This window comes from Caulobacter sp. GW822-FHT07D08 (assembly GCF_058798735.1).
This window is the reverse complement of sequence record NZ_JBXAKU010000002.1, coordinates 108794-122912: the sequence shown is the minus strand read 5'-3', so window position 1 is coordinate 122912 and position 14119 is coordinate 108794. Positions and strand designations below refer to the sequence as shown.

Annotated in this window: 6 protein-coding genes; 4 read left to right on the top strand and 2 right to left on the bottom strand. The window is 68.8% G+C overall.

The window, feature by feature from the left end:
- The first annotated feature begins 208 nt into the window (after positions 1 to 208).
- On the top strand, positions 209 to 2329 hold the full coding sequence (locus AC1RJ9_RS04385; RefSeq protein ID WP_492836315.1) for a M13 family metallopeptidase: 2121 nt from the start codon (positions 209 to 211) through the stop codon (positions 2327 to 2329).
- Between the two features lie 96 nt (positions 2330 to 2425).
- On the opposite strand, the gene AC1RJ9_RS04380 is transcribed toward AC1RJ9_RS04385, so the two are convergent.
- Together AC1RJ9_RS04380 and AC1RJ9_RS04375 are read right to left on the bottom strand one after the other, a co-directional pair.
- Positions 2426 to 4117: a calcium-binding protein gene (locus AC1RJ9_RS04380; RefSeq protein ID WP_492836313.1), complete on the bottom strand. Its 1692-nt coding sequence runs from the start codon at positions 4115 to 4117 to the stop codon at positions 2426 to 2428.
- A 279-nt stretch (positions 4118 to 4396) separates the two neighbouring features.
- A complete protein-coding gene (locus AC1RJ9_RS04375; RefSeq protein ID WP_492836311.1) occupies positions 4397 to 10513 on the bottom strand; it encodes a hemolysin-type calcium-binding protein in 6117 nt (2038 codons plus the stop codon).
- 606 nt (positions 10514 to 11119) lie between these two features.
- Here AC1RJ9_RS04375 and AC1RJ9_RS04370 point away from each other — a divergent pair.
- The 3 genes from AC1RJ9_RS04370 (at position 11120) to AC1RJ9_RS04360 (ending at position 14038) form a co-directional block, all read left to right on the top strand.
- Positions 11120 to 12100, top strand: coding sequence for a helix-turn-helix domain-containing protein (locus AC1RJ9_RS04370; protein WP_492836309.1), 981 nt, complete (start codon positions 11120 to 11122; stop codon positions 12098 to 12100).
- An 8-nt stretch (positions 12101 to 12108) separates the two neighbouring features.
- A complete protein-coding gene (locus AC1RJ9_RS04365; RefSeq protein ID WP_492836307.1) occupies positions 12109 to 12777 on the top strand; it encodes a phytanoyl-CoA dioxygenase family protein in 669 nt (222 codons plus the stop codon).
- A gap of 202 nt (positions 12778 to 12979) precedes the next feature.
- Entirely contained in the window at positions 12980 to 14038 is a 1059-nt protein-coding gene (locus AC1RJ9_RS04360; RefSeq protein WP_492836305.1) for a DegT/DnrJ/EryC1/StrS family aminotransferase, read from the top strand.
- Positions 14039 to 14119: the final 81 nt, after the last annotated feature.

Here is a 14119-nt window from a genome sequence, read left to right as displayed (position 1 = left end):
CCGCTGTAAAAATGGGGTACATGAATTTTTTTTAAGGGAGCAAATATTCCGCGTCCGTGCAGATTGCCGCCAGAGCCTGTCCGGTTCCGATGAAAATCGGAAACGGATAAACAGGCTCTGCCTCAAATACTTGGAGCGTGGCGGCCGCCGAAACCGCTCACACTTTCGGCTGCCACGCTCCAGCTCACACCAACGGATGCGACTTTCCATGAAACGAGTTTGGTTCGGCGCCGCGGCGATCGCGGCGTTGTCTCTGTCGGCCTTCGGGGCGCAAGCCCATGAGGAGCACCCCTGCGTCAACGACGCCTGCACGGTGCAATCGCTTCTCCCGGCGCTCGCCGAGGGCGTGGCCTCGGGCGACGTCACCTCGCTGGAGTCGCCGCGCTACGGGACCTGGGGTTTCGACCTCTCGGGCATGGACACCTCGGTGAGGCCGGGCGACGACTTCTACAAGTTCGCCAACGGCGCCTGGGACGCCAGGACGGTGATCCCGTCGGACCGCACCCGCTACGGCAATTTCGACAAGCTGGCGGAACTGTCGGAAGCCCGCACCAAGGCCCTGATCGAGGCCGCGGCCGCCGACAAGGCCGCCACCGGCGACAAGGCCAAGATCGGCGCCGCCTACCGCGCGTTCATGGACGAAGCCGCCATCGAGAAGCTCGACGCCGCGCCGATCAAGCCGTGGCTGGCCGGCGTGCAGAAGGTCAAGACCAAGGACGAGTTCACCGCCCTGATGGGCAAGAGCTCGACCACGCCCTATTCGGCCCTGATCGGCCTGGGCGTCTCGACCGACGCCAAGAGCCCGAACGCCTACGCCGTCTACGCCGCGACCGGCGGCCTCAGCCTGCCCGACCGCGACTACTATCTGGACGCCAAGTTCGCCGACAAGAAGACGGCCTATCTGGCCTATGTCGAGAAGATGCTGACCCTGGGCGGCTGGGAAAAGCCGGCGCAGAACGCCAAGGCCATTGTCGATTTCGAGACCAAGCTGGCCGAGGCCTCGTGGAGCCGGGTCGAGCGTCGCAACCGCGACAAGACCTACAATCCGGCCACCCTGGCCGAACTGCAGGCCCAGACCCCGGGCTACGACTGGAACCGCTACCTGGTCGGCACGGAACTGCCGAAGATCGGCCGCGTCATCGTGACGACCAACACCTCGTTCCCGAAATACGCCAAGATCTATGCCGACACCCCGATCGAGACCCTGAAGGCCTGGCAGGCGTTCAAGGTGATCGACGGCGCGGCGCCGATGCTGTCCAAGCGCTTCGTCGACGCCAGCTTCGAGTTCCGCAACAAGACCCTGTCGGGCCAGCCCGAGCAGCGCCCGCGCTGGAAGCGCGGCGTCGCCCAGGTCAACGGCCTGCTGGGTGAAGCGGTCGGCAAGGAATATGTCGCCGCCTACTTCCCGCCGGCCTCGAAGGCCAAGATGGTCGCCCTGGTCGGCGACATCCGCACCGTGCTGAAGACCCGCATCGAGGCGTCGGACTGGATGGGCGCCGAGACCAAGGCCAAGGCTCAGGACAAGCTGGCCAAGTTCACCGTCAAGATCGGCTATCCCGACAAGTGGCGCGACTATTCCAAGCTGGAGATCAAGGAAGGCGACGCCTATGGCAACGCCCTGCGCGAGGCCGCCTGGGACTATCGCCACGACGTCGAGCGCCTGAACCAGCCGGTCGACAAGACCGAGTGGGGCATGACCCCGCAGACGGTCAACGCCTACTACAACTCGGTCAACAACGAGATCGTGTTCCCGGCCGCCATCCTGCAGGCCCCGTTCTTCCATCCGGACGCGGATCCGGCCGTCAACTACGGCGGCATCGGCGGCGTGATCGGCCACGAGATCGGCCACGGCTTCGACGACCAGGGCCGCAAGTCCGACGGCGACGGCGTGCTGCGCGACTGGTGGACGGCGGAGGACGCCGCCAAGTTCGACGTGCAGAAGAACAAGCTGGGCGCTCAATATTCGGCGTTCGAGCCCTTCCCGGGCATGCACGTCAACGGCGACCTGACCATGGGCGAGAACATCGGCGACCTGTCGGGCCTGGGCTTTGGCCTGGACGCCTACCACGTGTCGCTGCAGGGCAAGCCCTCGCCGGTCCTGGACGGCTTCACCGGCGACCAGCGCGTCTATCTGGGCTGGGCCCAGGTGTGGCGCCAGAAGTCGCGCGATGACGCGCTGAAGCAGCAGATCGCCAGCGACCCGCACTCGCCGGCCGTCTACCGCGTCAACGGCACGGTCCGGAACCAGCCGGGCTGGTACGCCGCCTTCGACGTCAAGCCGGGCGACAAGCTGTACGTCGCCCCGGCGGACCGCGTGAAGATCTGGTAGGTCCGCCTACGGATCACTGACCAAGGGAAGGGCCGCCGGATCGACCGGCGGCCCTTTTCTGTGACCCGTCTTCGGGACGGCCGGAGAGGTCCCAGCCTAGAGATTGTATTCCGGCTTGCCGTACTGGCCGACCAGGTCGATGGCGAAGGTCGCCCCGTCCGAGACGTCGGTCAGGTAGGCGTTGTGGGCATTGGCGAACTGGCCGACGTCCTCGGTGGCCGCCGCCGCGAGCAGGAAGCCGACCATCGCCGCCTTGGTCCCGATGCCGTTGGGACCGTCATTGCCGTAATAGGCCAGGTAGTCGACGCGGGTGTCGATCAGGGTGTGGACCTTCTCGTCCGTCGGCGTATTGCCGAAGATCATGTGATAAGCTTCCTTGGTCGCGTCGAAGAGGCTCATCGCCCCGTACTTGGCCGCGAAGGCGTCCTTGCCCTCGCCGTTCTTGCCCAGATTGACCGCGAAGTTGATGAAGCGGTTCACGGTGTTGAACTGGGCGTAGTAGTCGCTGTTCAGATTGGTCGGGTTCGGACCGACCGGCGACAGCAGAAAGTCCATGCCGCCTTCGCCCGGCGTGTGGCCGGTGAAGAACTGGTAGCTCAGATTGGCCACGCCGGCGGTGCTGTCGGCCAGGTTGACGATGGCCTTCAGCGCGACCGCCTCGGTCATCTGCCCACTGACGACCTTGTCGGTCAGTCCCTGGACATAGGCGCGGTCGGCGTCGCTGGCGGGGCTGTAGCGCTGGATATTGTCGAAAGCGTTGGTCAGCCGCACCAGGGTGTTGGCGCCCTTGACCACCAGATCGTTCCATTGCGCCAGGCTCAGGCCCGTGACCTTCTCGACGCGGATCGACCCGCCGTCCCAGGTCAGGGTCGTACCGCCGGCGCCGTCGCTGGCCATGGCCGTGAACGCCTTGCCGTCCAGGTCGAAGCGGTCGCCGTCGGCGGCCGAGAAGTCGCGGATCTTGTCGGCGCCCTGGCCCGCGCCGGAGAAGGCGAAGCGGTCGGCGCCCCTGCCGCCCCACAATTCGTCATTGCCGGTCCCGCCGATCAGGATGTCATTGCCGTCGTTGGCGTAGAGGAAATCGTCGCCCGCGCCGCCGTCCAGCTGGTCGTCGCCATCGGTGTTCAGCGAGACGGCGTCCTGGTCTCCGAAGAGCGTGTCATTGCCGTCGCCGCCGATCAGGCGATCGTGACCGCCGCCGCCGGACAGATTGTCGAAGCCGCCCTGGCCGCGCAGCACGTCGTTGCCGAGGTCGCCGTACAGGAAATCCTGGCCGCCGCCGCCATAGACCGCGTCGTGGCCGTCGCCGGCGTGGATCTTGTCGGCGCCCTCGCCGCCCTTGATCCGGTCGGCGAACCTGCCGGTCCAGATCTCGACCGCCTCGACATTGACGATGCCGCCGCCGCCGGCGATCTGCTGCACCCCGGCCGCGCCGGCGTCCAGGATCACCGACTGGTTGATGGCCTGCAGGTTCACATAGGCGAAGTCGCCCTGGTCCGCCGGGTTGGTCCCGCCGTCGAAGCGGTCGCCGATCCCGCCGTACAGGCGGTCATAGCCGGCGCCGCCGCTCAGGATGTCGGCGAAGGCGTCGGAGTCGTTGGTCCCGCCGGCGTACAGATAGTCGTCGCCGTCGTCGCCCAGCAGGGTGTCCGCGCCGTCGCCGCCCCAGATCTGGTCGTTGCCGGCCAGGCCGCTGAGCTGGTCATTGCCCTTGCCGCCGCTGAGCTGGTCGGCGCTGGCCGTACCCTGGATGATATCGTCGGCGTCGCCGCCCGTGAAAACCGCCACGTGTGCCTCACTGTCTTGGGGATGAAAGGGGGGCGGTGGGGGCCGCCTGCCCTCGCAGAGCCATGCAATCGGCGCGTGCGGGACTCCCTTGCGACGAGTGGGACGGTCAAATCGACCAGGCGCGATCAGCGTACGACGAAAGGGCAGCGGCCTCGCCGGGCCGCATCGGCGTCCAGCCCGCGGGGCGCCTGGAAAGGCAAAAGGGGCCGCCGGTCACCCGGCGGCCCCCTGGACCCTGAACCTCACGCCGCGCGGCCGAGGCCGCGCGGGCGCGGATCGTCAGCCGAACGTCCCCCAGGCGTGGCCGTCGCCGTAGACGCCCACAAGGTCGACATTGAGCTTGGCGTCGCCGTCGGCGAAGTCGTTGAGGAAGGCGGTGTTGGCCGCCGCGTAGCGCCCGGTGTTCTCCAGCACCGCCGCGGCCAGCAGCCAGCCGATGATCCCGGCCTTGGCGCCCTCCGCCGAGCCCGCGAAAAGCTCGAAATAGTGCAGGCGGGTCATGCCCTGGCCGACCTGATCGTAGAGCAGGTGCTGGACCTTGTCGTTCGTCAGGGTGACCCCGAAGATCTCCTTGTAGGCCTTGGTCAGGGTCTGCTCGACGTTCAGCGCGCCATAGTTGGTCTCGAACCAGTCATGGGCCTGGCCCTGGGGCGAGGCCAGGTTGACCGCGAAGTTGATGTAGCGGTTATCGGCATTGAACTTCTGATAGTAGGCGTCGCTCAGGTCGCTGGCGTTGACGGTGTCCGCCGCGTGCAGCAGGTACGTCAGCCCCGCCGCCGTCGGCGTCTTGCCGGTGAAGAACGCGTAGGTCATCACCGCCACCGACGTCGTCCCGGCCACCAGCTTGTTCAGGTCGGTGACCGTCGAGCCGTCGACCATCTTCAGCGTCTCGACACCGAGGATGGTGTCGTCGCCCTCGAAGCTTGTGGCCAGCAGGCCCGCGCCGTTGTGGGTGAAGATGTAGTCCTTGAGGTTGCCGCCCATCAGCACGGTGTCATTGCCCACGCCGCCGTCCATCAGGTCGTTGCCGTCGCCGCCGAACAGCGTGTCGTCGCCGGCGTCGCCATAGAGCTTGTCGTTACCGCCCTTCGATCCGACGGTGTCGTCGCCGCCGCCGCCGTGCAGGATGTCGTCATCGGCGCCCAGCACGATGTACTGGCTTTGGTTGTCGCCGAAGACCACCTGGGATCCGTCGCCGCCGCCGACCTTGACCGCCCCGACGATGGTCACGAAGTCGATGTTGTTGAGATTGATGACCGTGCCGGACGGCAGCTTGGTGACGTCGAGCACCAGGGCCGTCATGACGCCGTCCGTGGTCGGGCCGCCGTCGAAGGTGAGGGGGGTGTCCGACGGGGCTCCCGGCGACACGGTCGGGGTCACCGACTGCACCAGGATGCGCGAGTCGCTGGTCAGGCTGGAAAGGAAATCGCCGCCGGCCCCGGTCTGGCTGTTGTTTCCGCCCGCGGCCACGATAGCCGTGATCAGGTTGCTCAAAGAGCTTCCCGCTGTTTCCGGCTTGTCGCTGCCGGTGACGGTCATGCTGAAGCCCACCGGCGCCGACACCGACAACAGCGACTGGCCGTTCTCGGTAAATAGCGGAATGTCGGCGGTCTGGTCGGTGGCCGAGGGCGTGACCGGCGCGATGACCGTCGTCTGGGTCACCGAGCCATCGGCGTTGGCGGTCTTGGTCACCTCCACCGGCGCGCCGTCGATCACCGTACCGGTCGTGGTCGACGGCGGCGTGCTGCTGCCGACAGTGACCGTCGTCGAGGCGACGGACTCGGCCGCCCCGTGACCATCGGTGTAGCTGGCCGAGACACTGATCGCCTTGCCGACGTCGGCGCCGGTGAGCACGAGCGTGGCGTTCGTCGCGCCGACGATGTCGGCCCCGCCCGCCTTCCACTGGTAGTGGATGGCGCCGACGCCATCGGCGTCGGCCAGGGTGTTGCTGGCCGTCAAGGTCTGCCCATCGACCGCCGCGCCGGCGATCACCACCGCGCCGGTCGGGAGGTCGTTGACGTTGGCGACCGTCGCGGTGGCGGCGCTGGTCGCCGACTCCGAGAAGCCCTGTCCGTCGGTGTAGCTGACCACCACCTGGACCGTGGCGCCGACGTCGGCGTCGCCCAGCGTATAGGTCGCCTGGTCGGCCGCGCCGATGCTGACATAGCCGCCGCCCGTGTCGCGCCGCCAGTCGTAGTGCAGCGTCCCCAGGCCATCGCCGTCGGCCAGGGTCGAGACCGCGGTCAGGACCTGGTCCTCGGTCGCCGTCCCCGTGATCGACGCCCCGCCGGTGTGCGGATCATTGACCCCGGCGATGTTGGCGGTCGCGACGCCATTGACCGTCTCGGCCGCGCCCTTGGCGTCGGTGTAGCTGACCACCACGCGGATCGCCTTGCCGACGTCCGTGTCGCCCAGGGTGTAGGTCGTCGCGTCGGTCCCGACATCGTCGTAGCCGGCGCCATTGGACCTTTGCCACTGATAGTGCAGCGTCCCCAGGCCATCGCCGTCGGTCAGGGCCGCGGTGTTGACCGTCAGCACCTGGCCCTCGGTCGTCGCGCCGGTGATCGTGACCGCGCCGGTCGGGAGGTCGTTGACGGCGGTGATGTTGACGATCACCGCGCCGCCGGCCTGGGACGTGGGACCAGAGCCCTGACCGCCGCCGGGCGAGCCGTCATCGAGCAGATAGTTGAGCGTCACGCTGGGCGGCGGCGCGTCGCTGCCATTGGTGTAGGTGATATGGTTGATGACGTCATTGACCCGCGCCGTGGTGGCCGATGCGCCCGAGCTGGTGAAGCTGATCGTCAGCGCGCCGCCGCTATTGGTGAACGTGGCGAAGGTCAGCCCGCCGACCTGCAGGTCGCCGCCGGAGACCGTGAACGCCCCCCCGCTGGCGAAGGCGAAGCTGTCGGCGGGGTTGGCGGAGGCGCGCTGCACCGTGAAGCTGGCGCCGCCGTAGTCGCCATTGCCGCCGTTGCGGGCGTCCAGCTCCAGGTCGGACACGGCCAGCGAGCCCAGCAGCGTCGCCGCCGTCTGCTCGGTCGCGCCGACCGCGGTGGCCGTGGCCGGCACGACGGGGGTGTCGTTGGCCGCCGTGATGGTGGTGGTCAGGGTCAGGCTGGTGTCGCTGAAGCGGGTCTGACCGCCGTTGACGCTGACGTCCAGGAGCGCGCCGGCCGTCACCGCGCCGCCCGAGCTGTCGATCAGATAGGCGGTCAGGGCCGGCGTCGTCCCGTTGTAGTCGGCGGCGGGCAGGAAGCGGACCAGCGTGCCGGCCGCCAGCGCCAGGGCGGCGCTCTCGGTGGGCGCGCCGATCGTGACCCAGGCGCCGTTGAAATACTGCCAGACGCCTTCGCTGGTGGCGGCGTTGCCGGTAATGGCGACGCCGGCCAGGGTGTCGCCGCCGTCGATATCGGTGAAGTGCGCGCCGAAGATCGTCGAAACGCTCTGGCCGGCAGGCGCGGCGGTGTCTTCGTCGACGGCCGCCAAGGTGGCCGAGCCGGTCGGGATCGGAGCGTCGTTGGTCGCGGTGACCGTGACGCCCAGCGTCATGGCCGCGCCGTACTGGGTCGAGCCGCCCGTGACGGTCAGGTCGGCGGTCGCGCCGGTGGTCACCGCGCCCGCCGAGTCCTCGATCATGTGGACGGTCAGGCTGGGCGGCGAGCCCGCATAGTCGGCCGCCGGCGCGAAGCGCACCAGGGCGCCGGCGTCGAGGATCAAGGCCGAGGCGGTCGAGACGGCCGGCAGGTCATGCCAGACCGCGCCGTCATAGTACTGGTAGACCCCCTGGGCCGCGGAAGCCGTGTTGGCCGTCACCGCCACGCCCGCGAAGGCGTTGGCCGAGCTGCCGCCCGACACCGTGTCCTTGGCGTCCGAGAAGTGGCCGCTGAACAGCGAGCTCACCGTCTGGCCCGCGCCGGGCGCGGAGTCCTCGCCGATGCTGGTCAGGGTGACGGTCGCGCCGCCGGTGGTGACCGGCGCGTCGTTGACCGCCGTGACGCCGTGGTCCAGCACCACCGTTCCGGCGCTGTAGACCGTCGAGCCGCCGCTGGTGGTGGTGTCGACGATCGCGCCGTTGGTCAGCGCGCCGCCGCTGGCGTCCACGACCCGCGCCGTCAGGGTCGGGGCCGCGCCGTTGAAGTCGACGGCCGGCGCGAAGCGGATCGCCGTCGAGGCGGCCAGCAGCACCGACGCCGCGCCCGAGGCCGCGCCGACGTTCACCCAGGTCGCGCCGTTCCAGTACTGCCACTGGCCCGCGCCGCCGGCGGAGCCGTTGGCGACGATGGCGACGCCGGCGAAGGCGTCCGAATCGGTGTCGCTGTACTGGCCGCCGAACAGGGACGAGACCGTGTTGGTCAGGGCCGCATTGGCGACATCCTCGGCGGTCGCCGCCAGGGTTTCCGTGCCGTCGCCACCCACGGTCGGGGCGTCGTTCACGCCGAGGACGGTGATCGCGTAGCTGTCGCTGTCGCTCTTGACGCCGTCCGCGCCGGAGCCGCCGCCATCGCTGGTGACGACGGACAGGGAGTCCGTCCCGCTGAAGCCATTGTCGCCGAGATAAACGAGGCCGTTCGACGCCGCCAGGGTGTTGTTGATCGCCGCCTGCGTGCCGGTGATCGTGACGCTGGCCGTGCCATTGCCGGTAATGCCGCCCGCGGTCAGGCCGTTGGCGACATTGGTCCGCAGGGTGAGCACGCCGTTCGACACGCCGAGCGTCATCGTCATGGTCTGCGACGCCAGGGCGTCGACGTCGCTGATCTGCAGGCCGGTGATGGCGATGTTCGCGCTTTCGGCGCCCGTGGCGCTGGTGACCGCGCTGTTGACGGGCGCGTCGTTGGCGCCGCTGATGTTGAGCGTGGTCGTGCCGGTGTTGACCGTCGACCCGGCCATGTCGGGCGTGCCGTCATTCAGCGTCCAGGTGATGGTGCGGCTGGTGTTGGCGCCGTGGTTGGTCGGGTTGTCGCCCGTGGCCCAGTAGCTGACGCCGGCCAGGGCCGTCTGGTAGTGAGCCAGGGTGTCGTAGCCCGACAAGGTCAGGGTCTCGGTCGCCGCGTTCCACGACACGGTGATGTTGGTGGTGGCGATCGTGCCGGTGATCTGGCCCGATGATCCGTAGCCCAGGTGATCGTCGGCGGCGCTGGTCTCGCCGGTCGCGAACGTGCCGCCGGTGATCCGCACCGTGGCGCTGGTCAGGTAGCCCCCGTCGCTGTCGGCGACGGTCGGCGCGCCGGTCAGCAGCGTGGTCTTGGTCGCCGCCTGTTCGACGGCCGCCACGCCCGTGCCGCTCAGGCCGCTCAGCACCGGCAGCTGCGCGAAGGTCAGGCCTTCGATATTGGCGCCGGTGTGGGTGAAGCCCGGCGAGAGGCTGTCGATCAGGGTGGCCGTCGTACCCGCGCCGTCCAGCTGGAAGACGTAGATGACGTCGTCCGTGTGCGAACCGTCGGTTTCCTCGCTCTCGATATAGAGCTGGCGCAGGTTCGGATCGAACGTCATGTCGCCGGGATAGAAGGTATTGCCGCCCGGCATGCCGACCAGGGTCACCTGCGTCGCCGTGCCGTTGGAGGCGTTCTCGCTGATGTACCAGAGCGCGTTCTCGGAGGCCGTGTAGTTGCCGCCGCCGGACGGGTTCTGGGAGTGGGTCACGAAGTAGACGAGGTCGGTGCTCTCATCGACCTCGATATCGCCGAAATAGGTGCTGCCGTCCGGGAACTGCGACTGGGCGACCAATTGGGTATGGACGTTCGGGTTCGACAGATCGAGACGGAAGACGCCCGCCGCCAGGCCATCGACACGCTCGGTATAGAACAGTCGGCCGATCGAGGAATCGAGCGCCATGTCCTGCGGATCGAGGACGGAGAAGCCGCCTTCATCGGCGCGGTTGTCGCTCGCCGCCGTGGTCAGGAAACCATTATCCGTCACCACGCCGGCCGCGTCGTAGCTGTAGACGCGGATTCCGGTGATGGCGCCGTCCGGCGTGCCGGCTCCGTCCTGGGAGCCGACATAGATCTTCCGGTTGACCGCATCGACCTCGATCGTGTTGACGATGGCGGCGGTCGGGAGGGTCACGACGGCCGTCGGGGCCGCGGCGCTGCCGATCTGGCCGCGCACCAGGACGGCGTTGTCGTTGATCTGGCTGCCGATCACCGCGAAGTAGAAGCCCGCCGCCGTATCGACGCCGATGTCGGACGTGAACGACGAGCTGAACTGGTCGTCGCCCGCACCGCCCACGCCGTTGCTGGCGACGGTGGTCTGGCTGGTTCCGTCGCTGTTGATCCGGTACAGGCGGGTGTCGGAATCGCCGCCTTCGGTGAACACCCAGAGCTGACCCGTCAAGGCCGCGCCACCGGCCCGTTGCGGAGCGTTGTCGGTGCCGTCACCGTTGGTGTTTACATGCGCCATGGATCAACCCCAAATTTGAACAGGCGCGCGGCGTGGCGCCTTGAAACTATCGGGCTGTCCTGGATGGCGAAGATTCTCGCGGGCGCTTACTAAACGCGCTTGCCCCAAGAACAATATTCACTCGGCTCCACGAATCTCCTGGCCGATGCACTGTTCAACCCTGGGTTTTCGCCGTTGGCGACTAACGCAACCCAAGACATTCACCACACTTAATTGGCGAATATTTAACTCAGAGACCGGATAGGCAACGTATTTGTTGTTCGTGACTCCGAACGTCCTTAGCTCTTCCCACCCATGTGTCGTGATTTCGACATCCGGCTTTCCGTTCCCGCCCGCCATTTCGCTTTCTAGCGCGCGTGATGTTCTTGCCATAGTCAAAGCACGTCTGAGACTTTTGCCCAGCCGTCGCCATTTTGGCCGCGAAAACACATTGGCGTCTTTGACTGAACGTGCCACTAATCTTGCACCAGCGTGCCAATCTGTCGGTTGTGCGATATATTCGAGACAACTATGGCGATATTTTCAGTTCCAACGCCGTGTCCCGGACCCGCCGCGCGCCACGAGACCGACGCGCCGTCCGAGACCTCCGCGCAGCGCGTGGAGTGGATGCTGTCCGGTCATCAGGGGGCGGAGCGCTACCGGTCCGGCATGGCGCCGCTGCTCGACGTGGCGCTGCCCGACGACATGGTCTTCCATGATCATCTGCGGGGCTATCACCTGGGCCCGGCCGTGGTCGCCCGCCGCCGGTCATCGGCCCGCATCCTGACCCGCACGCGCGCCCTGGCCCGGCTGGACGGGGTCGACTCCGTGCAGGTGATCCTGCAGCTGTCCGGGACATTCCAGGGCGATTGCGACGGACGCGAGATCGACGGCGGCCCCGGCGCGATCCGCATGCTGGACATGGGCCGTCCCTTCAGCCTGACCGAGAGCGACGGCGAGATGATCGAGCTGAGCCTGGCCCGCGAGCGGCTGGACGCGGCGACGGGCGGCCGCGACGCTCACGGGCTGGTCTTTCCCGACGGCGCCGCCATTGCCCGGCTGCTGGTCGCCCACCTGGAGGGTCTGGCCCGGGCCGCGCCCGAACTGACCCCGAACGAGGCGGCGGCCGCCGCCGACGCGGCCTGCGCCCTGGCCGCCGGCCTGATCGGCGGCCGGACCGGCCTCGATCCGGCCCAGCACGGTCCCGTCGAGGGCCGGCTGTTCGCCATCGCCCGCCGCTATATCGACGCCCAACTGGACAGCCGCGACCTGACCCCGACCGCCGTCGGCGCGCATCTGGGCGTCTCGCGCCGGACGCTCTACCGCCTGTTCGACGGCAAGCACGGCGTCGCGGGCTACATCCAGCAACGTCGCCTCGACCGCGCCTTCAGCGCCATCGCCCAGCATGCGCCCCCCGCGGCCTCGCTGGCCGAGATCGCCTATGCCCACGGCTTCCAGTCCGAGGCCCATTTCAGCCGCGCCTTCCGCGCCCGCTTCGACATGCGCCCGGGCGAGGCCCGCAGCTTCGGCCAGGACGGCCGCCGCCCGGTCGAGGTCGCCGGCCAGTCCGAGGTCGACAAGCTGCTGTCCTGGCTGCGGGAACTTTAAAGGCGCCGATGACCGCCCCCCTGTCGCCCACCCAGGTCGAGCCGCTGGCGACGGAGCAGACGGCCGCCCTCGATCGCGACGGCTATCTGCTGCTGCGCGGCGCCGTACCCGAGGCCTGGCGCCAGGGCCTGCGCGACGCGTTCGACGCCGGCGTCGGAACCCCGGACCAGTGGGGCGCGCCCAAGGGGCCGGGCTGGCGCCACGCCCTGGTCGATCTCGATCCCCTGGTGCGGCGGACGTGCCGCGCGCCGGCCCTGCTGGCGGCGGCCGGGCGGCTGGTGGGCGGCCCATTCTATTTCAGCCAGGTCGAGGGCCGCGAGCCCCTGCCCGGCGCCGGCCACCAGCCCCTGCACCGCGATGGCCTGGGCAAGCGCTGCGTCGCCGCCCTGATCTTCCTGGACGCCTATGGTCCGGACAACGGCGCGACCCGCGTGGTCCCGCGTCCTCTCGACCACGGCGCGCTGGATGAGTCCCTGGCGCGGACCCTGGCCGGCGAGGCGGGGGATATCCTGGTGTTCGACGCCGACCTGCCGCACGGGGCCACCCGAAACCGCGTCGGCGCGCGGCGGCGCTCCCTGCTGCTGAGCTTCCGTCCGGAGGCCGACCGGGCGGTCGACGCGGCCACCCGCGCCCTGCGCACCGTGCGAATGGACACCGCCGAGGTGTTCGTTCCGTAGCGGCCGGCGGCGTCAGTCGGTCGCACCTCCGCGCCCCGCCCCCGCAATTCTCGGTTAACCATCGAGGCGCTTACTCGGCCATTCCGGCAACCTTGAGCGATCCGCTTTCGTGCATTCGTCCGCTCTCCTCTCGGCCGTTGAGGCCTCGGGCCCTGGCGCTCCATCACCGCAGGACGCCCCCGTCCCGGTAGCGCGGCCGTTCATGCCGTCGGCCGAGGCGATCCTGCCGTATCTTCAGCGGATCGACGCCAAGCGCTGGTATTCCAATTTCGGCCCGCTGCTGATCGAGCTGGAAGCCCGCCTGGCGGCGCGGTTCACGCGTCCGACCCTGGCCTGCACCGCCGCCAACGGCACCCAGGCCCTGACCCTGGCCCTGCTGGCCCTGAACGCCAAGCCGGGCGGCCTGTGCCTCATGCCGGCCTGGACCTTCGTCGCCACGGCCCATGCCGCGATCCAGGCGGGTCTCGTGCCCTGGTTCGTCGACGTCGATCCCGTCACCGGCGTGCTGGACGCCGACCATGTCCGCGAGCGCCTGGCGCACGCGCCCGGCCCCGTCTCGGCGGTGATCCCGGTGGCTTCGTTCGGCCGGCCGCTGGATCCCGCGCCGTGGACCAGGCTGCGGGAAGACACCGGCCTGCCGGTCGTCATCGACGCGGCCGCTTCGTTCGACAGCGTCAGCGCCGCCCCGGTCCCGACCATGGTCAGCCTGCACGCCACCAAGTCGCTGGGCGTCGGCGAGGGCGGCTTCATCGCTTCCGAAGACCCAGCCTTCATCGCCCGCTTCCGGGGCCTGACCAGCTTTGGCTTCATGGGCGACCGCGAGGCGCGGTTCCCAGCCAACAACGCCAAGCTCAGCGAATATACCTGCGCGGTCGGCCTGGCCGCCCTGGATCAGTGGGCCTCGACCCGCACGGCCTACGCCGCCACCGCCCAGCGCCTGCGCATGGCCCTGCTGCACACGCCGTCGGTCGTCTTCCAGCCCGGCTGGGGCCCGGAGTGGGTGTCCAGCACCTGCGTGGTCGAACTGCCCGCCGGGTCCGCCGACGCCGTCGAGGCTGCGCTGCGCGCGCAGGGCGTCGACACCCGCCGCTGGTGGGGCGCGGGCTGCCACACCAGCCGGGCCTTCGCGTCCTGCCCGGCCGATCCGCTGCCGGTCACCGCCCGCCTGGCGGCCGCGTCCCTGGGCCTGCCCTATTTCGCCGACATGGACCTGGACCAAGTCAATCGCGTCGCCCTGGCGCTCGCCGAAGCGCTCGCCTGAACGCCTGAAAGCCATCCGCTGCGACGCCGCGCCGCAGCGGCCGGACCTTATGGTTAACCGGTCTTTAGAACTTGGAACCCT

Coding starts and splice junctions, on each gene's coding strand:
- AC1RJ9_RS04385 (WP_492836315.1), top strand. CDS start 209: ATGAAACGAGTTTGGTTCGGCGCCGCGGCGATCGCGGCGTTGTCTCTG.
- AC1RJ9_RS04375 (WP_492836311.1), bottom strand. CDS start 10,513: ATGGCGCATGTAAACACCAACGGTGACGGCACCGACAACGCTCCGCAA.
- AC1RJ9_RS04370 (WP_492836309.1), top strand. CDS start 11,120: ATGCTGTCCGGTCATCAGGGGGCGGAGCGCTACCGGTCCGGCATGGCG.
- AC1RJ9_RS04365 (WP_492836307.1), top strand. CDS start 12,109: ATGACCGCCCCCCTGTCGCCCACCCAGGTCGAGCCGCTGGCGACGGAG.
- AC1RJ9_RS04360 (WP_492836305.1), top strand. CDS start 12,980: ATGCCGTCGGCCGAGGCGATCCTGCCGTATCTTCAGCGGATCGACGCC.